The organism is Streptomyces sp. NPDC024632 (assembly GCF_055559175.1).
This window is the reverse complement of the sequence record NZ_JBVHLD010000012.1, coordinates 232567-253343: the sequence shown is the minus strand read 5'-3', so window position 1 is coordinate 253343 and position 20777 is coordinate 232567. Positions and strand designations below refer to the sequence as shown.

Genomic DNA, 20777 nt, shown 5'->3' with positions numbered 1-20777 from the left:
CCCGTATGCGCGCACCGATCGGCAACTTCGACGAAGCCCACCCCGCCACCGAGCGCCGCGACCTGCTCCCGCCGCCGGTCGCCGCCGCCGTGACACCCGACATGCTCTACGTCGACACGGACCCGGAGAAGGCCGACACCGCCGTCTTCGTCGAGACCTACGGCGACGACCTGCTGACCGCCTCGGCGAACTGCGTGGTCGTCGCGGGCAAGCGCGGCCAGGACGTCACGCTCGCCGCGTGCCTGGTGCTCTCCACCACCCGCGTCGACGTCAACGGCGCGGTCCGCCGCCACCTGGGCTCGCGCAAGGCGTCGTTCGCGCCGATGGACACCGCCGTGGGCGAGACGGGCATGGAGTACGGCGGCATCACCCCCGTCGGTCTGCCCGCCGACTGGCCGCTGCTCGTCGACGCGGCCGTCGTGGAGGCGCCGCACCTGGTCATCGGCAGCGGCGCGCGCCGCGGCAAGCTCATCGTGTCGGGCAAGGCGCTGGCCGCGCTGCCCGGAGCGGTCGTCCTCGAAGGACTCGGCATCTGACGACGCGGGGCCACCGGGCCGCGGAGCCGCAGGTCACGAGCGGTCCTCCAGCCTGCGGTGCAGGGCCCTGCCGCCCGCCACCACGGCCGTACCGACCGCCACACCGGCCAGCACGGCGAAGATCTTCCACGCCCCGGACAGCACACCCATCAGCGCCACGAGCACGACCAGACCGAGGACGAAAGCCAGCACCGGCAGTGCGTAGTACCAGAGCTGCGCATACGTCCGCTCGTCGAGTCCGAACGGCGGCGGCGGAGCTTTGCGTCCCATACCCCCACCGTAAACCCACAGGTCAGGGCAGGCGCGGGATCTCGATCGCCGGGCAGCGGTCCATCACCATCTCCAGGCCGGCCGCCCGCGTGCGCTCGTACGCCGCCTCGTCGATCACGTCGAGCTGGAACCACACCGCCTTCGCGCCCACGGCCACCGCGTCGTCCGCGACCCCACCCGCGAGCGAGGAGTTCACGAACACGTCGACCACGTCGACCGGGAACGGGATGTCGGCCAGCGCGGCGTACCCCTGCTCGCCGTGCACGGTCTCGGCCTTCGGGTGCACCGGCACGACCCGCTTGCCGAACCGTTGGAGCACGCCCGCGACTCCGTAGGCGGCCCGTGAGGTGTTGTTCGACAGCCCCACCACCGCCCAGGTGTCCCCGGTACCGGTCAGGATCTTCCGCACCGTCTCCGCGTCGCCGTACACGCCGTCCTCCAGCCGCTCGCCGTCACATCGTCCACGTACTGCCGTCGTGCCTGGTCAAACACGCCTCCCGCGCCCGCCATTCCCGGTCGCGGCCCGTAGGCTGACCGGATGGTGGACCGGTATCTGACGGTGGCGCGGGCGGGGGTCTGCGAGAGCGAGATCAAGCGCTCGCGGTTCCTGTGCGCGCTCGCGCCCGTGGCGAGCGAGGAGGCGGCGCAGGACTTCATCGCCCGCGTCCGCAAGGAGCACGCCGGGGCCAGCCACAACTGCTTCGCGTACGTCATCGGCCCCGAGGGGCGGCTGCACCGGGCCAGTGACGACGGGGAGCCGGGCGGGACGGCGGGCACACCGATGCTCCAGGCGCTGCTGGGCCGCGAGGTCCGGGACACGGCGGCCGTCGTGACGCGGTACTACGGCGGTGTCCAGCTCGGGGCGGGCGGACTGGCCCGCGCGTACGGGGGCGCCGTCACCGCCGCGCTGGACGAGATCGGCACGGTCGAGCGGCGGCGGCTCGTCCTGGTCACGGTCACCGTGGACCACCAGCGGGCCGGGCGGCTGGAGAACGAGCTGCGCGCCGCCGGACACGCCATCCGCGGTGTCGCGTACGCCGCCGCCGTGACCATCGACCTGGGCGTACCGCAGGCGGATCTCCCCGGCTTCCGTTCCTGGCTGGCGGACGCCACATCGGGTGCCGCCGAGGTGACGGTGGGCGGAAGCGCGTATGTGACCGTGACGCCCTCGGGCATGTGCGACTTTACGGACACGCCCTAGCGCCCTCGGGCGCGCACCGCCAGGTCGGCGCGCAGGCGGGTGAGGCGGTCGATCTCGGCGTCCAGGAGGGCGAGCCGGCGGTCGACGACGTCGGCGAAGGAGCCGGGCCGGTCGGCGGAACCGTCGCAGGGGGCGGGCGGGTCGGCCGCCAGGAGGTGGAGGCGGTGGGCGCGGCTGCGCAGATCCTCGACGGTCAGGCCGAGGGCGAGCAGCTCACGGATCACGCGCAGCCGGGCGACCTCGGCGGGACCGTAGTCGCGCTGGCCGGAGCCGGTGCGGGCCGGTGGCGGCAGCAGGCCGCGCTGCTCGTAGAAGCGCAGTGCGCGCGGGGTGGTTCCGGCGGCTGCCGCCGCTTCGCCGATCCGCATCCGTCCCCCTGACCGTCCTCGTACGGCTAGCCCATCCCTACTCCAGCTCCACTATCGCAGCCCCGAAGTGCCGCCCGCCGATCAGATCCGGCAGCGCCTCGGGCGCGCGATCGATGCCGGTGACCGTCGTGTAAGGGAAGCGGATCTCGCCCGAGCGCAGCCAGCCGCCGAAGCGCGCGGTCCACTCCGCCTCGACCTCCGGGTGGTCGGTACCGCTGTAGCCGCGCAGGGACAGGCCCTTGACGACGAGCCGGTACGAGTCGATCTCGACGGGAGCGCTGCCGCCCGCCCGGTCCGCGGAGAGCTGCCCGGACAGCGCGCCGATCAGCGCGAAGCGCGCGCCCTGGTTGGCCGCGCCGAGAGCCGCGGCCAACTGCTCGCCGCCGACGGTGTCCAGCACCACGTCCACACCGCCGGGCGCCGCCTCGGCGAGCTGACGCGCGAACGGCCCGGAGCCGCGCAACACGACCGCGTCGTAGCCGAGTTCGGAGCGCAGCCGGTCGGCCTTCCACGGCGAGCCCGTACTGCCGATCACCCGGGCCGCGCCCAGCAGCCTGGCGACCTGCCCGGCCAGTGTGCCGACCGCCCCCGCCGCGCCCGTGACGAAGACGGTGTCGCCCGCCCGCACCTGGGCCAGCCGGGTAAGCGCGCCGTACGCGGAGGAACCCTGGGCGAGATGCGCCACCGGGTCGGGCAGCGTGTCGTCCAGCACGGCGCACTGGGCGGCGGGCACCAGCGCGTACTCGCGCCAGCCGAGCAGGTGCAGCACCGTGTCACCGGGACGCGGCCCGTCGCCGTCGGGCGCGGCGACCACCTCGCCGACGGCGGGCCCGAAGAGCGTGTCGCCGTGGCGCAGCGGCGGCAGCGGGACGCCGTCGCTCTCACCGCCGAGCAGGGTGCGCAGGCCGGGGAAGACGAGGAAGTGCCGGTTGCGGACGAGGACTTGGCCGGGGCCAGGCTCCGGGAGCGGCGTCTGCACGACGGCGAAGTCCCCGGGCGAGGGCAGCCCTCGGGGGACGGCGACGATCCGCACTTCGCGGCTGGTGCGGGGCAGGGCAGAGGGGCTTGCCTGAGGGGTTACCGGTGGCGTTGCGGACATGGACGGGTCTCCTGAGGACGCGCGGATTCGGGGCGGCGGTGTGGTGCGGTGCCGTCGGCCGGGGCGCGGTGACGCTAATCCCTGACCCGCGCGTCAGGGTCAAGCGGTGTGCCCTTTTAGGGGAGTTGCTGGCGAATTGCAGGGTCTTAAGCTAGTCTCCTGGCTTTCCGGCGACCTGATCACCGATCTCCACCGCCTGCCGGGCGGCGACCTTCTACACTCCATGACCACCGCCGGTGAGCCACGGCGCACGGGCCGCGAGCCCGGATGAGAAGATCGCAGCGGTACGGATCGGGCGCCGGAAGCGGCGCGGCACAGGTGCCCGCGGAAGCCAGTCGAAGTCGTCTGACGCCCGCGGGAATCGAGGAACGGCGAGGGTGAGCGTGCGGGTCGGAGCGGTCGCGTGAGATTTCTGCACACCTCGGACTGGCACCTGGGACGCTCCTTCCACCGCGTCAGCCTGCTCGACGCCCAGCGCGCCTTCCTCGACCACCTCGTGGACACCGTCCGCGCCGAACGCGTGGACGCCGTCCTCGTCGCCGGGGACGTCTACGACCGCGCGGTCCCGCCGCTGTCCGCCGTCGAACTCTTCGACGACGTACTGCACCGGCTCGCCGACCTGGACGTGCCCACCGTCATGATCTCCGGCAACCACGACTCGGCCCGGCGGCTCGGCGTCGGCGCCCGCGTCATGGGCCGCTCCGGCATCCACCTGCGCACCGACCCGGCGAGCTGCCACCGGCCCGTCGTGCTCACCGACGAACACGGCGACGTCGCCGTCTACGGGCTGCCGTACCTCGAACCGGCCCTGGCGCGCGAGGAGTTCGCCGCCGACCGGGCCGACCACACGGCGGTGCTCGGCGCCGCCATGGACCGGATCCGCGCCGACCTCGCCGAGCGCCCCACGGGCACGCGAAGCGTCGTGCTCGCGCACGCCTTCGTCACCGGCGCCGCGCCCTGCGCCAGCGAGCGCGACATCACCGCGGGCGGCGTCGAGGCCGTACCCGCCGAGGTCTTCGACGGCGTCGACTACGTGGCACTCGGCCACCTGCACGGCTGTCAGACCCTCACCGAGCGCGACGCGACGGGCGAGCCCCTGGCCGAAGGCCAGGGGAGGATCCGCTACTCCGGCTCGCCGCTCGCGTACTCCTTCTCCGAGGAGCACCACCGCAAGAGCATGTGGCTGGTCGGCCTCGGCCCCGAAGGCGCCATCGACGCCGAACGGGTCGACACGCCCGTGCCGCGCGCGCTCGCCCGGATCCGCGGACGTCTCGACGACCTGATCGCCGACCCGGCGCTCGACCGGCACGAGGACGCCTGGGTGGAGGCCACCCTCACCGACCCCTTCCGCCCGCACGAGCCGATGGCCGCGCTCGCGAAACGCTTCCCGCACGTCCTCAGCCTCGCCTTCGAGCCCGAGACCGGTGACGACGACCCGCTCGCCTCGTACGCCAGGCGGCTGCGCGGGCGCAGCGACCAGCAGATCGCCGAGGACTTCGTCGCCCACGTCCGCGGCTCCGCGCCCGCCGCGCACGAGAGCGCCACGCTGAGCGCGGCCTTCGACGCGGTACGGGCGGACACCGTACGGACGGAACGCGCCTGATGCGACTGCACCGCCTCGAACTCACCGCCTTCGGCCCCTTCGCGGCCACCCAGCGCGTCGACTTCGACGAACTCTCCGCCGCCGGGCTCTTCCTCCTGCACGGCCCCACCGGCTCCGGCAAGACCTCCGTCCTGGACGGCGTCTGTTACGCCCTCTACGGCCAGGTGCCCGGCGCCCGGCCGGTGACGCGGCTGCGCAGCGACCACGCGGCGGCGGGCACCGCCACCGAGGTCGTCCTCGAACTGACCGTCGGGACACGGCGGTTGGAGATCACCCGGCGGCCCGAGCAGCCGCGGGCGAAGAAGCGCGGCACCGGCACCACCATGGACAAGGCCGTCACGCTGCTGCGCGAGCACAAGGACGGCGGATGGCAGGCGCTGTCCAAGTCGCACCAGGAGATCGGCGAGGAGATCAAGCAGCTCGTCGGCATGAGCTGCGAGCAGTTCTGCCAGGTCGTGCTGCTGCCGCAGGGCGAATTCGCCACCTTCCTGCGCGCGAGCGCCACCGAAAGGACCGCACTGCTCGGACGGCTCTTCGACACGCGCCGGTTCAAGGCCGTCGAGCACTGGCTGCGCGACCGCAAGCAGGACGCGGCCGGGCGGCTCGCCGCCGGTGACAAGGGGCTGGTCCACCTCGCCGAGCGGATGCGCCAGGCCGCGGGCGGCCTGGCGGCCGGGGCCGTTGCTGACGGAGCGCCGGACGAAGGCCCCTCGCCCGAAGGGCTGTTGGAGTGGGCCGCGGTCCTGCGCTGCGACGCCCGCGAGACCGCCACGATCGCCGCGCAGGCCCTGCGGCACGCCGAGGCCGCCCACCGCGCCGCCGCCACCGGCTTCGAGGCCGCCCGCGACCTCTCCGCCCTCCAGTCCCGGCACGCCGAGGCCCGCCGCCGCGCCGCCGCCCTCGACGGTGAGCGCGCCCACCGCGCCGCCGCCCGCGACCGCCTGGCCCGCGCCCACCGCGCCGCGACCGTCGAACCCGCCCTCGCCCTGCGCGACAAGGCCGCCCTCCAACACCGCGAAGCCGTCGCCCTCGAAGGCCGCGTCCTCACGGACCTGACGACCGCGGGCGAACAGCCCCCGACGCCCGCCGTACCGCACCACCGATCCCCGGTGGAGACGCCCGCCCGGCAGGCGGCCGGTCCACTGGCGGCCGACGCGCCGGGCCCCCGACCGGCTTCCGCCCCGGCCGAGCCCGGCCGGTCCTCGGACGGCCAAGACACCGGGCCCGGTGGCCAGTTGCCGCTCGGCGGGCCCGGCGAGCAGCGGTCGGCCGGTGGGCCTGCCGATCGGGCGTCTATCGGGTACGGCGAAGAGCGGACCGTCAGCCCGACCGAGGTCAGGTCCGTGGACCGTCAGGACGTCAGGCTCGGCGAGCAACGGAAGGCCGGCCGGGCCGAGAGGGCACCCGAATCCGGCTCCGTGTCGCCCAACAGCCCGGCGGAGCACGGGTCTTGGCGCGCCGAGGCGCTGGCGGGACGCGCGGGAGAGCTGCGGGAGGAGCTGGGCGGCCTCGCCCGGGCCGGAGAGGCCGAGCAGCGCGTGCGGGAGATCGCCGAGCGGCGCGCGGCGCTCGACCGGGAGGAGCGCGCGGACGAGGGAGCCGTACGCGAGGCCGACGGATGGCTGGAGGAGTGGCCGACGCTGCGCACCGCCTTGCAGACCAGGGCGGACGGCGCGGCCGAGGCCGCGACCAGGGCTGCGGGCCTGGCGGCTGAGCTGGAGACCGCGCGCCGCCGCAGGGACGCGGCGGACCAACGCGACCGGCTGGCGCAGGAGTTGACGCGGGCTCAGGACCGGGCGCGGGACGCGCGGGACACGGCGGCACGGGCCAGGGAGACGTGGCAGGACCTGCGGGAGGCCAGGATCGACGGCATCGCCGCCGAATTGGCCGAGCAGTTGGCGGACGGCGAGCCCTGCCGGGTGTGCGGCTCGCCGGAACACCCCGGCCCCGCGCGGCCCGCCGCGCAGCAGGTCACCCGCGCCGACGAGGACGCGGCCGGCGCGGCCTACGAACGCGCCGCGGCCGGGCACGAGTCGGCGCGTACCGAAGCCGACCGGATCGGGGCCGCGTGGGAGGCCGCCGCCGCCACGGCGGGGGACGAGCCGCTGGCCCGGCTGACCGCCGCCTGCGCCGTACTGGAGGCCGAACACTCCACCACCGCACGCGCGGCGGCCGACGTGTCCGAGGCGCGCCGGGCGCTGGAGCGCGCGGAACAGGAGCGCGACCGCCGCACGGCGCAGCGGCACGAAGCACAGAGCAGGACCGACGTACGCACCTCGCGGCGGGAGGAACTGGACACGCAGCAGCGCCGGTTGAGCGCCGAGTTGGCCCAGGCGCGGGCCGGGTACGCGAGCGTCGCGGACCGGCGGGCCCGGCTGTCGGCGCGGATCGCGCTGCTCGACCGGGCGGCGCACGCCGTACGCGACCGGAGCGACAGCCGGCAGCGGCTCGCGGAGGCCGACACGGCGCTCGCGGAGGCCGCGACCCGCGCCGGTTTCGCGGCGCCCGCCGACGCCGAGGCCGCGCTGCTCGACCCGGAACGGCTGTGGCGCGCCGAGCGCGAGGCCGAAGCGTGGGCCAAGGAGGAGGCCGCCGTCGAAGCGGACCTCGCCGCGCCCGAACCCGCCGCGGCGGCCCAACTGCCGCCCGCGGACCCGGCAGCCGCGCAGGCCGCACTCGCCGCCGCGACCGACCGGCTGCGCGCCGCATCGGCCGCCGAGTCCGCCGCCGCGACCCGCCGCGCCGAACTCGACCGGCTGTCCGCGCAGGCCGCCACCCGTACCAGGGAACTCGCCCCGGCCCGCGCGGAGTTCGACGCCATCGCCCGGCTCTCCGACCTCGCCTCCGCCACCACCGCGGAGAACCGCTACCGGATGGAGCTGGAGACGTACGTGCTGGCGGCGCGGCTGGAACAGGTCGCCGCCGCGGCGGCCGTACGCCTCCAGCGCATGTCCTCGGGCCGCTACACCCTCGTGCACACCGACGCGCGCGGCGGCGGCCGGGCCAAGTCGGGGCTCGGCCTGATGGTGGTCGACGCCTGGACCGGCACCGAACGCGACACCGCGACGCTCTCCGGCGGCGAGACCTTCTTCGCGTCACTGGCCCTCGCGCTCGGCCTCGCCGATGTCGTGACCGACGAGGCGGGCGGCGCCCGCCTCGACACCCTCTTCATCGACGAGGGCTTCGGCAGCCTCGACGACCAGACCCTCGACGAAGTGCTCGACGTCCTCGACGGCCTGCGGGAACGCGACCGCGCGGTGGGCATCGTCAGCCACGTCGCCGACCTGCGGCACCGCATTCCGGCCCAACTGCGGGTCGTCAAGGGCAGGGACGGATCGAGCGTGCGGATGCGGACCGGGGCACCGGCCGCCGCCGGAAGCGGGCCGGTCAGAGCGTGAGGGGGCGCCGCTCCAGCGGTGAGGAGTAGACGATGCTGGTCGTGACCGCGCCGAGCCCGGCGATCCGCCCGGTGGTCTCCTCCAGATGCCGCATGGACCGCGCCGCGACCTTCATCACGAAGCAGTCGTCCCCCGTCACGTGATGCGCCTCGAGCACCTCGGGGGTGGTCGCCAGCATGTCGTGGAACGGCCGGTAATTGCCGGTCGGATAGCGCAGCCGGACCATCGCGAGGATCGGCAGCCCGATCCGGTCGTGGTCGATCACCGCCGAATATCCGGTGATCACCCCGGCCTCCTCCAGGCGCCGGACCCGCTCCGTGACGGCGCTCGGCGACATCGAGACGGTACGGGCCAGCTCGGCGTAACTGGCCCGGCCGTCGCGTTGCAGGGCCTCCAGCAGCCGCCAGTCGGTCGGGTCGAGGGAATAAGCGGTCATGCACGAGGGATAGCAGGGGAAAGCCCGGCCGATCAAGGCATTTGCGGGGGAAGCGCACTTCCGGCAAGCCGGGCGCGACCGTAGATTCTGCGCCATGACACTGCGGACATCCCAGCTCAGCGCCACCCCTGCCACCGCCGTCGGCCCGGTCCTGCGGGTGCCACCGGCAGCCCCCGCCGACGCCGCCGCGTACTTCGCGGCCTCCCTGGCCTTCCACACCGACGTCTCCGATGTCGCCGCGTCACTGGAGGCGGCCCGCGCCACGGGCGGCGGCCCCGGCTTCGTCGTGCTCGACTCCCGCTCCACCGAGTCCTGGGACCAGGGCCACATCCCCGGCGCCGTCCACCTGCCGACCGCGCGCGTCCCCGAACTCGCCGCCGAATTCCTCGACCGCGACGTCCCGGTCGTCGTCCACTGCTGGGGCCCCGCCTGCAACGGCGCCACCCGCGCCGCCCTCGCCCTGGCCGACCTCGGCTACCGGGTCAAGGAAATGCTCGGCGGCATGGAGTACTGGATCCGCGAGGGCTACGCGTACGAGACGGCCGACGGCCCCGCCCGGCGCGCGGCCGACCCCCTGACCGCGCCGGTCGGCGCCGACGACTGCGGCTGCTGACCCCGACGTCCGCCTGTTCGGCCGTTCAGTCCGGCAGCGACGTCAGCTCGTACGCCCACAGCTCGCCGCGGTCCGCGACCCGCACGAAGCCGACGCGCTCCAGAACGGCCTGCGACGGGCGGTTCGCCGGTTCCGTGGTGGCGAGCACCACCAGCACACCCGGCTGCGCGAGCGCCCACTGGCACAGCACCCGCGCCGCGTCCGTGGCCCAGCCCGCGCCCCGCCCCGACTCCGACAGGTCGTACCCGATCTCCACCGCGCCGCCGTCCGGCGGCCCGTGGAACCCGGCGCCGCCCAGCGCCACCAGGTCGTCACTGCGCTGTATCGCGAAGACGCCCCAGCCCGGCCGGTAGACGCCCGCCGCGGCGGCGGCCACCGTCATCGAGGCCGCGCCCACCGTGCCGTCCCCCGGCACGCCGTCGACCCACACCAACCCGGCGGGCTTGCCGTCCGCCAACAGCGCCGCGTCCTCCGGAAGCTGCTCACGCAGGGTCAACCGGCCCTGCGTCAGCACCAGCCGTCCACCGTCATGGGAAGCGTGCAACGTCATCGAGCCGTACCGCCTTCTGCGAGCTGTCGTCCCGGCGTCGAACCGGAAGGCAGCAGCGTAACCGCCCCGCGCGGCGACCCCGTGCCGAGGGCCGCGCCCGGCTTTTCCGCGGGCGGGGGGAACCGCGCGACCGGCCCCCACGGGGCCGCGGGCACAGGGTCGCCCCGGTGGGGCAGACGCTGTTTCGCGACCACCGGACCGGTGGGGGCCGAGCGCGTGGTTCCTCCCCCGGCGCGCCTTCGGGGCACAGGTCTCCCCGGGCGGCGAGGCGGGGCTCGCGTCACCGGGAAATGCCCCGACCGGAGGTCAGAGCGCCGAGATCTCCGCCACCAGGTCGTCGAGTCCCAGCGACCCGAGCGACAGGGCCGCCATGTGCCACGCCTTGGCGTCGAAGGCGTCGCCGTGCGCCGCGCGAGCGGTCTCGCGGCCGGTGAGCCAGGCACGCTCGCCGAGCTTGTAGCCGATGGCCTGGCCGGGCATGCCGAGGTAGCGGATGAGCTCGCTGTCGACGAAGTCGGCGGGCCGGCCGCTGTGGAGGCCGAAGAACTCGCGGGCCAGCTCGGGCGTCCAGCGCTCGCCCGGGTGGAAGGGCGAGTCGGCGGGGATGTCCAGTTCGAGGTGCATGCCGATGTCGACGATGACGCGGTTGGCCCGCATCATCTGGGCGTCCAGGTACCCCAGGCGCCGCTCGGGGTCGGTGAGGAAGCCCAGCTCGTCCATGAGGCGCTCGGCGTACAGCGCCCAGCCCTCCGCGTTGGCGCTGACCATGCCGACGGTGGCCTGGTAGCGGGACAGGCTCTCGGCGACGTGCACCCACTGCGCGATCTGGAGGTGATGGCCCGGCACACCCTCGTGGTACCAGGTGGAGACCAGGTCGAAGATCGGGAAACGGGTCTTGCCCATCGTCGGCAGCCACGTACGGCCGGGACGGCTGAAGTCCTCCGAAGGACCGGTGTAGTACGGGGCCGCCGCGCCGCCGGGGGGCGCGATCCGGGACTCGACGCGCTTGACCCGGTCGGCCAGCTCGAAGTGCGTACCGTCCAGCGCCTGGATCGCCTCGTCCATCAGGCCCTGGAGCCAGTCGCGTACCTCGTCCACGCCCTCGATGGCGGTGCCGTGCTGGTCCAGGTGGGCCAGCACCTCCCAGGGGGACTTGTCGGGCAGGATCTTCGCGGCCTCGGCGACCATCTCGGCGTGGATGCGGTGGTATTCGGACCAGCCGTACGCGTACGCCTCGTCCAGGTCGAGGTCCGTGCCGTTCCACAGCCGGCACCAGCGGGCGTAGCGCTCGCGGCCCACGGTGTCGGACGTGCCCTCGGCGGCGGGGGCGTACGTGTCGCGCAGCCAGTCGCGCAGGGCCGCGTAGGCGGCGGTGGTCTCGGCGGCGGCGGCGTCCAGCTCGGCGCGCAGCTCCTGCGGCCCCTCGGCGACGAGCGCGGTGAACCAGCTCTCCCCGCCGTCGTCGCCGATCCACTCACCGATCTGGCCGATGACCGTCGACACCTGGCGCGGGCCCGCGTACAGCTTGCGGGACATGCCCTCGGCGAGCGCGGCGCGGTAACTGTCGAGGGCGGCCGGGACGGCGCGCAGCCGGGCGGCGAGATCGGCGTAGTCCGCCGCGGAGTCGGTCGGCATGAGGGTGAACGCGTCCCGGACGCTGTGCGCGGGGGAGCTGAGGTTGCTCACCGCGCGCAGGTGCTCGTCGGCCGCGTGCACGGCGAGTTCCGCGCTCAGCCGCTCGCGCAGCAGCCGCGCGCACCGCCGCTCGGCGTCGCTCTCGCCACCGGGCCGCGCCTCCGCCTCGGTCAACCGGTCCAGCGTGGCACGGGCCAGCGCGGCCAGCGCGTCGGCGCCGGCCGGTGAGAAGTCCGGCAGGCGGCGGGCGCTGCCGGGGGCGCCGAGGTAGGTGCCGAGGACCGGGTCGAGAGCGAGGAGATCGTCGACGTAGGTGTCGGCGACCTGGCGGGGCAGAGGGCTGCTGGTGATATTGGACATGGCGCCATCCTGGTACGAGACCGGCCCTCGCGTCACCACCATTGTGTGCGTGGTGCCTTACGCCTGGCGCGTACGCCGCAGCTGGGGGCGTGTTCCCCGGCCCTCGCGCCCCGCGGAACAGCCCCGCCGGGCCCGTACGGATCGGACCGTCCGGGTCACGGCGTGGGCGGCAGCAGCGGACCGCACGCCCACTGCTGGAAGATCAGCCGCGTCTCGACCCGCGCGACCTCCCGCCGTGAGGTGAACTCGTCGATCACCAGCCGCTGGAGATCGGTGGCACCGGTCACCGCGACATGCACCAGATAGTCGTCGGGCCCGGTGAGGTGGAACAGGGCGCGGGACTCCGGCAGCGCGCGGACGCGGTCCACGAACGGTGTGATCAACTCCCTGCGGTGCGGCCGTACCTGCACCAGAAGAAGCGCCTCCAGACCGCGGCCCAGCTTCGCCGGGTCCAGCCGCAGCTCGTGCCCGAGGATCACGCCGCCGCGCCGCAGCCGGGCCACCCGGTCGAGGCAGGTCGACGGCGCCACACCGACGGCCGCCGCGAGGTCGCGGTACGTGGTCCGGGCATCGTTCTGCAGCAGCCGGAGAATCTCCAGATCCACCGGATCCAGCGCGACGGAATCAGACATCGGGCGAACGTAGCACGGGCGTTCTCCCACGACGCCCGGCGAGCGTTCAGCCTGGAGCACATGGAGACGACAGCAGCAACGACACCGTCCCGGCCCCGCCTGACCCTGGCCACCGAGGCCGTGCACGCCGGGCGCGAAGACCTCGCGGCCCTCGGCGTGCACGCCGTGCCGCTCGACCTGTCCACCACCTACCCGTCGTACGACAGCCGCGCCGAGGCCCGGCGGATCGACGCCTTCGCCGCCACCGGTGAACAGCTCGAAGGCCCGCCCGTCTACGCCCGGCTGGACAATCCCACCACCGCCCGCTTCGAGACCGCGCTGGCCCGGCTGGAGGGCACCGAGGCCGCGGTGGCCTTCGCCAGCGGGATGGCCGCGCTGACCGCCTGCCTGCTGGCGCGCGCCGCCGACGGGCTGCGCCATGTCGTCGCCGTCCGGCCGCTGTACGGATGCAGCGACCACCTGCTGACCGGCGGACTGCTCGGCACCGAGGTGACCTGGACCGACCCGGCGGGCATCGCGGACGCGATGCGGCCCGACACCGGTCTCGTCATCGTCGAGACGCCCGCCAACCCGACGCTCGCGGAGGTCGATCTGCGGGCCGTCGCCCACTCCTGCGGCACCGTGCCGCTGCTGGTCGACAACACCTTCGCCACGCCCGTACTCCAGCGGCCCGCCGAATCCGGCGCCCGGATCGTGCTGCACAGCGCGACCAAGTACCTGGGCGGCCACGGCGACGTGCTCGGCGGCGCCGTGGCCTGCGACGAGGATTTCGCGCGGCGCCTGCGCAAGGTGCGGTTCGCCACCGGAGGCGTCCTGCACCCGCTCGCCGGCTACCTCCTGCTGCGCGGGCTCTCCACCCTTCCGGTACGCATGCGGGCGGCCTCCGCGACCGCCGCGGAACTGGCCCGGCGCCTCACCGCCGATCCCCGCGTGGGCGCCGTCCACTACCCGCGGATCGGCGGGGCCATGATCGCCTTCGAAGTCCTCGGCGACCCCCACGCCGTCATCGGCGCCGTCCGCCTCATCACCCCGGCCGTCAGCCTCGGCAGCGTCGACACCCTCATCCAGCACCCCGCCTCCATCAGCCACCGCATCGTCCCCGAGGCCGATCGCTCCCGCTCCGGCGTCAGCGAACGGCTCCTCCGCCTTTCGGTCGGCCTCGAAGACGTCGACGACCTCTGGTCCGACCTGACGCTCGCGCTCGCGTCCTCCACCACCTCGGCCGCACCCGGAGTACGTCGCATCGACGTCTGACCGCGTTCTCCGCTGACGCAGGAGGGTAGGCCGTGTTTTTAGGCGCGGGGAACCTGCGCGCTCAGCTCGCGCGGTGGTGCGGCTGAGAACCGGCCCCAGTGGGGCAGTTGCTGTCGTTCTCGGGCTGACAGCCCGGTGGGGGCGGGCCGCGCAGTTCCCCGCGCCCCTGGAAATCAGGCCCTGCGCGACGGCAGTGCACCCTTCCCGCGCCCCTGAAGGGCAGGCCGTGCGCGACGGCAGCGCGCCCTCCCCGCGCCCCTTGGGGGCGTGACCCGAAGCGTCAGGTGCGGTCCTGGGTGGTGCGGGGGAGGGGGGAAGGGGCGTCGGCAGACGCCAGGGTGGCGGTGATGACGAGGGTGCCGTCCTCGACCTGGTAGTCGAGCGGCAGCGCAAGCTCGCGCATGGCGGCGACCATGCCGGTGTTGGTCGACTGCGTGACAGCGTAAACGCTGTCACGCCCGGCCTCGGCGGCCATGGCGACCAGTTTGCGCAGCATGGCCGCACCGATGCCGCGCCGCTGCCAGCCGTCCTCGACGAGGAGGGCGACCTCGTTCTCGTCGCCGTCCCAGAGAAGGTGGCCGAGGGCGACCAGGTGGCCGGAGGCGGTCTCGACGGCGAGGGACTGGCCGAAGCGGGGGCTGAGCAGGTGGGCGAGGTAGCGGTCGGCGTCGCCCACGGGGCCGTGGTAGCGCAGGGCGAGAGTGCCGGGGGAGCAGCGCTCGTGCATGGCCAGGGCGGCTTCGCGGTCCTCGGGCCCGGCGCGGCGGATCGTGATCTCGTTGCCCTCGGGGAGCGTCAGGACGTCCCTGGCGTCGGGCGTCCTGGCCCCGAGGCGCGCGCCGAGCCGCGCGTCGAGTTCCAGCAGGGCCCGCGCCCTGGCGAACTCGGTGGGCGTGAAGGGGAGATGGTCGCGCTGGACGGTGATCGTGCCGCCCGACGGGTCGCGCAGCCGCATCACGGTTCCGTCGAGCGCGTCCTCGGCGTGAGCGGTGGCGTCGGCGGGCGCGGGCGTCGAGCGGATGGTGCAGCGGCCGAACAACTGCCGCAGCGCGAGCGGCAGTTCCGCCGCGTCGAGCGCCGTACGGGTGGCCAGGGTGAGCATGCGGGTCGGGGTGTCCACCAGGTCGTGGGCGTCCGCCCGCTCCGTCCATGTGTCGGTGCCGCCCGCGGCGGTGACGGTCCGGGCGAGCGCCGTGGCGGGCAGCGCCGCAGGGGCCCGCAGCAGGAACTCGTCCACCGTGCCGTCGGCCAGCGGGTGCGTCTGAAGGGTGACGATGTCGACGCGGCTGCCCGCGAGCGCCGTGCACACCGCGCCCAGGCTGCCGGGGGCGTCGCGCACGGTCGTCCGCAGCCGCCACAGCGTCGTCTCGCCGTCGGTACGGCCGCCCGCGCGCTCGGCGCCTGCCTCGTCGGCGGATGCGTCGGCGCGTCCGTCCTCGCCCGTCCGCGGCGCGGCGGCCGGTGGCGCGTGGCCGCGCCCGCGTGCCCACCAGGTGTGGAAGCCCGCCACCGCGAGCAGCGCCGCCGCCGACATGACCAGCAGCACCCGGCCGTCGGGTCCGTGCCCCACCGTCTCGGCGATCAGGTCGGCGGTGGCCATCGCCGTGAACAGCGCGGCCACTTCGACGAATTCGCGGCGCCAGTGATGCTGACGGGATCCGGGATGGGCAGGAGTCGACTGAGACATACGTCTACCATGCCTAAGATGTGTTGCGTGATCACGAACGTTCCGTGACCGGCCGGTAAAGGACGGATCTTTTCGGTTAACTTACGTTTTCAACGTTTTTGCCGAATGCGCCCCTCTCGCGCCGGAGTGCGGCATCCATGGCCCCATGGTCAACGAGCCCCCGCGCCGCCTACGATGGCCCGACTTCACCCCGCCGCGGACCACCCGAGCCGCCCTACCCGCGCCGAAGCAGCTACCCCCACCGGCGCAGCGACGATGACTGCAGAACAGACACCGCACACCTTCCAGGTCGATCTGCGTGGCCTGGTGGATCTCCTCTCCCACCACCTCTACTCCAGCCCGAAGGTCTACCTGCGGGAACTTCTGCAGAACGGCGTCGACGCGATCACCGCCCGCCGCGCGCAGGACCAGGACGCGCCCGCCCGCGTCCTGCTGCACACCGAACCCGGCGCGCTGCGCGTCGAGGACACCGGGATCGGCCTCACCGAGGCCGACGTGCACAATCTGCTGGCCACCATCGGACGCAGCTCCAAGCGCGACGCGCTGGAGAACGGCATCGCCTCCGCCCGCACCGAATTCCTCGGCCAGTTCGGCATCGGCCTGCTGGCCTGCTTCGTCGTCGCCGACACCATCCGCGTGGTCAGCCGCTCCGCCCGCACCCCGGACGCGCCGCCGGTCGAATGGTCCGCGCGCGACGACGGCTCGTACACCGTACGCACGCTGCCGGACGACGCCAGGACCGAACCCGGCACCACCGTGCACCTCACCGCGCGGCCCGGCGCCGCCGACTGGTTCACGCCCGAGCGGGTCACCGCCGTCACCCGCGACTTCGGCTCGCTGCTGCCGTACGACATCCGGGTGGACGACACGCCCGTCACCGACCGGCCGCCGGTCTGGGAGCGCCGCCACGCCAGTGCCGGGGCCCGCCGGGTGGAGTTGGCCAGGCACTGCCAGGAGCAGTTCGGCTTCCTGCCGCTGGACGCCATCGACCTCGACGTGCCGGTCGCCGGAGTGCGCGGCATCGCGTACGTCCTGCCCTCCGCCGTCAGCCCGGCCCAGCGCGCGGGCCACCGCGTGCACCTCAAGGGCATGCTGCTCACCGACCGCGCCGACGAACTCCTTCCGGACTGGGCCTTCTTCGTCCGCTGCGTCATCGACACCGACAGCCTGCGGCCGACCGCGTCCCGCGAACACCTCTACGCCGACGAGACGCTCGCCGCCGTCCGCGACGCGCTGGGCGAGCGGATCAAGGAGTGGCTGACGACGCTGGCCGCGGGCGAGCCGGAACGCCTCGGACACTTCCTGTCCGTGCACCACCTCGGCGTGAAGACGCTCGCCCGGCACGACCCCGACCTGCTGCGGGTGATGCTGCCCTGGCTGCCGTTCGAGACCACCGACGGGCAGCAGTCGCTCGACGAATTCGCCCGCCGCCACCCGACCGTGCACTTCACCCGTACCGTCGAGGAATTCCGCCAGGTCGCCGCCATCGCCGCCGCCCAGGGCATGGGCGTGGTCAACGGCGGTTACACGTACGACGCCGACCTGGTCGGGATGCTCCCGCGGGTACGGCCGGGCACCCCGGTCGCGGAACTGGACGCCGACACCGTCACCGCCCACCTCGACACGGTCGACCCGGCCGAGGAACTGGCCCTGTCCGGCTTCCTCGCCGTCGCCCGCGCCGCACTCGACCCGCTGGGGTGTGACGTCGTCCTGCGCACGTTCCACCCGCTGACCGTCCCCGCGCTGCACCTCGACGACCGGTCGGCCCGGCACGAGCGCGCCCGCGAGGAGGAAGAGGAACAGGCCGACGACCTGTGGGCGGGCATCCTCGGATCGCTGCGCGGCACCGCGCCCAGGGCCCGGCTGGTCCTGAACCACCTCAACCCGCTGGTGCGCAGGATCGGCGCGCTCGGCGCCCGCGACCTGGTGGCCAGCTCCGTCGAAGCGCTGTACGGTCAGGCGCTGTTGATGGCGCAGCGGCCGTTGCGGCCCGCCGACACCGCGCTGCTCAACCGGGCCTTCCTCGACCTGCTCCAGTGGGCCACCGACCACCCGGCCGGGCAGGAGGAGGGCCGATGAGGACGACGTGTCCGACCGGGCCACGGCGCGGCGTCCCGGGGGGCCCACGATGACCGGCGAGCCCACGACCGCGGCGGATCTGCGCCGGGCCATCCAGGAGAACGCGGCGGAGCCGGAGGGCGCGGCCCGCAACGCCCGCGCCGAGCGCATCGCCGAGGAGGCCGACCGCACCGGTGACCGGCCGCTGATCATCGAGGCGCTGTTCAATCTGCTCACCGCGTACAACTACAGCTCCGAGTCCGACAAGAGATTCGTGCCCTTCGCGAAGGCGCTGCGGATGTGGGACGAACAGCCGGGCGACTTCGACGAGTTCAGCGCCAAGAGCCTGCACTGGTACTTCAAGTGGGTCTCCAGCGGCATGCTCGATCAGCCGCACATCCCGCTGGCCGCCATCGAGAAGTGGCAGGCCGAGATGGAACACCGCTACCGGCTCGCCGGATACTCCGAACGCGCCGTACGGCAGGGCCAGTTCAGGATCGCCCGGCACATCGGCGACCTGCCGCGCGCCGAGGCCGCCTTCGCCGCGTGGCTGGCCGCCGACCGCGACGTGATGAGCGACTGCCACGCCTGCGAACTGCACGCCCAGGGCGGCTGGCGGGTGCGCCTCGGCGACGACCGGCGGGCGCTGGAGAGCTGGCAGCCGGTACTGGCGGGCGAGTTGACGTGTGCGCACGAGCCGCACGGGGTGCTGGCCTCCTCGCTGCTGCCGCTGCTCAGGACCGGCAGCGCCGACCTGGCCCGCGCCAACCACCTGCGCGGCTACCGGATGGTCCGGTCGATGGAGAGCATGCGGTCCGCCGTCGCCCAGCACATCGAATTCTGCGCGCTCACCGGCAACGAGGCGCGCGGCCTGGAGATCCTGGCCGCACACCCCGCGCACTTCACCGCCGCGGGCGACCCCGACAGCCTCATGGACCACCACGCCGTCACCGCGCTGCTCACCGCACGGCTCACCGCGTTCGGCCACGCCGACCGACCGGTGCCGGGACCGGCGGGACGCGACTGGACCGCCGCCGACCTGCACACCCATGCCCGCACCCGCGCCCTGGAGTTGGCGCACAGCTTCGACGCCCGCAACGGCACACGGGCCGTCTCCGAGGCCGTACGGGAGCGGATGGCGCGCCAACCCCTGCTGGAGCGGCTGCCGTTGGGAATTCGGGCGGCGCGGCTCGGCGAGGCGGCTGCCACGGAGGCGGGACCGGCCCTTCCCCCGCCGCGGGCCGACTCCGCACCGGCAGAACCCGCCGCCGACGACCTGCCGGACATGGTCGCCGAGGCGCGGCGGCTCAGCGGCGGCGGCGACCCGCGGGCCCACCAGGCGTGGGCGGACGTGGCCGCCGCCGTGGAACGGACCGGCGCCGAAGTGGACGCCGCGGCGCGCGCGGAGATCACCGACAACGCCGCGATGGCCGCGATCGGCGAACCCGTACGGTCCCGCGAGCTGTTCCTGCGCGCCGCGCGGCAGTTCGAGGACGCGCGGGAGCCGGGGGAGGCCGCGGCGAGCCGGGCCCGCGCCGCCTACGCGCTCGCGCTCACCGGCGAGGCGGACGAGGCGCTGCGGGCGGTCGAGGAGCAGTGCGCGGTGCTGCGCGACCTGCACGGCGGGGAGCGGGCCACCGCCCGCCAGGTCAGCGGCGCGGGGCTGCTGCGCTGCCGAGTCCTGCTGGCCGCCGCGGCGGGCGGCGACGACGAGGCCCGGCGGGCCGCGCTCGCGGAGGCCGCCCAACAGGCCGCCGACGTGGCCGAGTTCAGCGACGAGCACCAGGCCGAGCCGGGGATGACCGGACGCCTCGCGGACGCCACCGTCATGCTCGGACGGCTCGCCGCGGGCCGCGGCGACGGCGAGCGGGCCGTCCGACTCCTCACCCGAGGAGCCGAGTTGCACCACGCGGCGGAACAGCCCTGGTACGCGGCCGAGCCCGAGGCGGCCCTCGCCGACCTGACACTGCGCGGCGGCGACCCCGAGACCGCGGCCGACTGCGCGCGCGCCGCGCTCGACCACGGCGCCGACGTACTCGAACCGCCGCACCGCGCCCATCTGCACCTGCTCATCGCCCAGGCGCGCGCCGCGCTCGGCGACGACGAACAGGCCGCGGCCGAGGCGCTGGAGGCCGCGACCTGGGCCGACGAGGCCGGCCACGGCGACGACATGGGCGCCACCGCCCGGCTGCTGTTCGGCGGCGCGCTGCGGCGGCTCGGCCGGGCCGAGGAGGGCGCCTGCGTCCTGGAGTCCGTCCTGCCCGACCTGGAACGCGGCGGCAACGAGGCCCAGATCGTCCAGGCCCGCTGGTGGCTCGCCGAGTGCCAACTCGACCTCGGCGAGGCCCGCGAGGCCGCCGAGCAGTTCCTGCGCGCCGCCCGGATCGCCGAGGGCTGGGACGACCCCTGCGACCACGCCATGCTCGCCAATCTCGCCGCCGACGCGCTCAACCGCGCCGGTCTGCACGACGAGGCCGTACGCGCCTACGCCCGCGCCGAGGACCTCTGGCGCGCCGTGGGCGACCCGCACGCCCTCATCCGCACCCTGCGCGCCCGCGCCTGGATCGAAGTCGGTGAAGGCCGCGGCGGCATCACCGTGGCCCGCTCCCTCATGACCGCCGCCGCCGACACCGTGCGACAGGCACTCGAAGCCGCCGACCCCGACGACGGGACGGCCACCGGCCACCTGCGCGTGGACCTCGCCGACACCTACCGCCAGACCGCCGAGATCGTCCTACGCGCGGCGGGCGGCACCGACGGCTCCGACGACGGTCCGGGCGACACGGACGCTGTCCACGAGGAGGCCCTGGCACTGGCCGACCTCGCCATCGCCACCCTCACCCCGCTGGGCGCCACCGCCCGCGACGACCGCACCGCCGCCACCCTCATGGCCGCCTGGCTGGAAGCCGACCTCGCCCGCCCCACCGCCGCCGCCACCCGCGCCCGTACCGTCACCGCCGAATACGCCGACGCCCAGGACCCCACGGCCGACGCCCGCCGCGCCGAGGCCGCCTCGATCCTCGACTACACCAGCGCCGACCGGGCGGACGACGAGAGCTGAGGCCGGGCTCAGGACC

Annotated in this window: 17 protein-coding genes; 8 read left to right on the top strand and 9 right to left on the bottom strand. The window is 74.5% G+C overall.

The genetic code is table 11. The annotated features are described in order from the left end of the window. Positions 1 to 5 precede the first annotated feature (5 nt). Positions 6 to 536 carry a YbaK/EbsC family protein gene (locus ACZ37P_RS25405; RefSeq protein ID WP_355341298.1) on the top strand — a complete coding sequence of 177 codons (531 nt, stop codon included), beginning with the start codon at positions 6 to 8 and terminating at the stop codon, positions 534 to 536. A gap of 33 nt (positions 537 to 569) precedes the next feature. On the opposite strand, the gene ACZ37P_RS25400 is transcribed toward ACZ37P_RS25405, so the two are convergent. Further along, on the bottom strand, positions 570 to 806 hold the full coding sequence (locus tag ACZ37P_RS25400; protein ID WP_355341295.1) for a hypothetical protein: 237 nt from the start codon (positions 804 to 806) through the stop codon (positions 570 to 572). Between the two features lie 22 nt (positions 807 to 828). After that, entirely contained in the window at positions 829 to 1236 is a 408-nt protein-coding gene (locus tag ACZ37P_RS25395; RefSeq protein WP_467348739.1) for a CoA-binding protein, read from the bottom strand. A gap of 108 nt (positions 1237 to 1344) precedes the next feature. Here ACZ37P_RS25395 and ACZ37P_RS25390 point away from each other — a divergent pair, with 108 nt between their 5' ends. Further along, positions 1345 to 2007, top strand: coding sequence for a YigZ family protein (locus tag ACZ37P_RS25390; protein ID WP_467348737.1), 663 nt, complete (start codon positions 1345 to 1347; stop codon positions 2005 to 2007). Here ACZ37P_RS25390 and ACZ37P_RS25385 read toward each other — a convergent pair. Both ACZ37P_RS25385 and ACZ37P_RS25380 read right to left on the bottom strand, forming a co-directional pair. Further along, positions 2004 to 2375 (bottom strand): MerR family transcriptional regulator, encoded by a 372-nt coding sequence (locus ACZ37P_RS25385; protein ID WP_467348736.1) that lies wholly within the window; start codon positions 2373 to 2375, stop codon positions 2004 to 2006. The genes ACZ37P_RS25390 and ACZ37P_RS25385 overlap by 4 nt on opposite strands. A 37-nt stretch (positions 2376 to 2412) precedes the next feature. Beyond that, positions 2413 to 3474: an MDR family NADP-dependent oxidoreductase gene (locus tag ACZ37P_RS25380; RefSeq protein WP_467348735.1), complete on the bottom strand. Its 1062-nt coding sequence runs from the start codon at positions 3472 to 3474 to the stop codon at positions 2413 to 2415. 403 nt (positions 3475 to 3877) lie between these two features. Between ACZ37P_RS25380 and ACZ37P_RS25375 the strand changes: the two genes are divergently transcribed. Beyond that, positions 3878 to 5077: an exonuclease SbcCD subunit D gene (locus ACZ37P_RS25375; RefSeq protein WP_467348733.1), complete on the top strand. Its 1200-nt coding sequence runs from the start codon at positions 3878 to 3880 to the stop codon at positions 5075 to 5077. After that, complete coding sequence (locus ACZ37P_RS25370) at positions 5077 to 8475, top strand: AAA family ATPase (protein ID WP_467348731.1); 3399 nt, start codon at positions 5077 to 5079, stop codon at positions 8473 to 8475. The genes ACZ37P_RS25375 and ACZ37P_RS25370 overlap by 1 nt, the downstream gene beginning before the upstream one ends. Here the strand turns inward: ACZ37P_RS25370 and ACZ37P_RS25365 are convergent. Then, the gene (locus ACZ37P_RS25365) at positions 8465 to 8911 is read right to left on the bottom strand and encodes an Lrp/AsnC family transcriptional regulator (protein WP_355341274.1); all 447 of its coding nucleotides are present in this window, start codon (positions 8909 to 8911) and stop codon (positions 8465 to 8467) included. The two genes, ACZ37P_RS25370 and ACZ37P_RS25365, sit on opposite strands and share 11 nt — an antisense overlap. A gap of 94 nt (positions 8912 to 9005) precedes the next feature. Here ACZ37P_RS25365 and ACZ37P_RS25360 point away from each other — a divergent pair, with 94 nt between their 5' ends. Then, positions 9006 to 9524 (top strand): rhodanese-like domain-containing protein, encoded by a 519-nt coding sequence (locus tag ACZ37P_RS25360; RefSeq protein WP_467348730.1) that lies wholly within the window; start codon positions 9006 to 9008, stop codon positions 9522 to 9524. Between the two features lie 25 nt (positions 9525 to 9549). On the opposite strand, the gene ACZ37P_RS25355 is transcribed toward ACZ37P_RS25360, so the two are convergent. The 3 genes from ACZ37P_RS25355 to ACZ37P_RS25345 form a co-directional block, all read right to left on the bottom strand. Beyond that, entirely contained in the window at positions 9550 to 10074 is a 525-nt protein-coding gene (locus ACZ37P_RS25355) for a GNAT family N-acetyltransferase (protein WP_355341268.1), read from the bottom strand. Positions 10075 to 10380: 306 nt separating this feature from the next. Next, positions 10381 to 12069 (bottom strand): DUF885 domain-containing protein, encoded by a 1689-nt coding sequence (locus ACZ37P_RS25350; RefSeq protein WP_355341265.1) that lies wholly within the window; start codon positions 12067 to 12069, stop codon positions 10381 to 10383. Between the two features lie 155 nt (positions 12070 to 12224). Then, a complete protein-coding gene (locus ACZ37P_RS25345; RefSeq protein WP_355341262.1) occupies positions 12225 to 12701 on the bottom strand; it encodes an Lrp/AsnC family transcriptional regulator in 477 nt (158 codons plus the stop codon). 60 nt (positions 12702 to 12761) lie between these two features. On the opposite strand from ACZ37P_RS25345, the gene ACZ37P_RS25340 reads away from it, so the two are divergent. Beyond that, positions 12762 to 13955, top strand: a complete 1194-nt coding sequence (locus tag ACZ37P_RS25340) for a trans-sulfuration enzyme family protein (RefSeq protein WP_467348728.1) — start codon at positions 12762 to 12764, stop codon at positions 13953 to 13955. 280 nt (positions 13956 to 14235) lie between these two features. On the opposite strand, the gene ACZ37P_RS25335 is transcribed toward ACZ37P_RS25340, so the two are convergent. Continuing rightward, positions 14236 to 15642, bottom strand: a complete 1407-nt coding sequence (locus ACZ37P_RS25335; protein ID WP_467348726.1) for a GNAT family N-acetyltransferase — start codon at positions 15640 to 15642, stop codon at positions 14236 to 14238. Between the two features lie 255 nt (positions 15643 to 15897). Between ACZ37P_RS25335 and ACZ37P_RS25330 the strand changes: the two genes are divergently transcribed. Then, positions 15898 to 17721, top strand: coding sequence for an HSP90 family protein (locus ACZ37P_RS25330; RefSeq protein ID WP_391045183.1), 1824 nt, complete (start codon positions 15898 to 15900; stop codon positions 17719 to 17721). A 49-nt stretch (positions 17722 to 17770) separates the two neighbouring features. Then, the gene (locus ACZ37P_RS25325) at positions 17771 to 20761 is read left to right on the top strand and encodes a tetratricopeptide repeat protein (protein ID WP_467348724.1); all 2991 of its coding nucleotides are present in this window, start codon (positions 17771 to 17773) and stop codon (positions 20759 to 20761) included. Positions 20762 to 20777 lie beyond the last annotated feature (16 nt).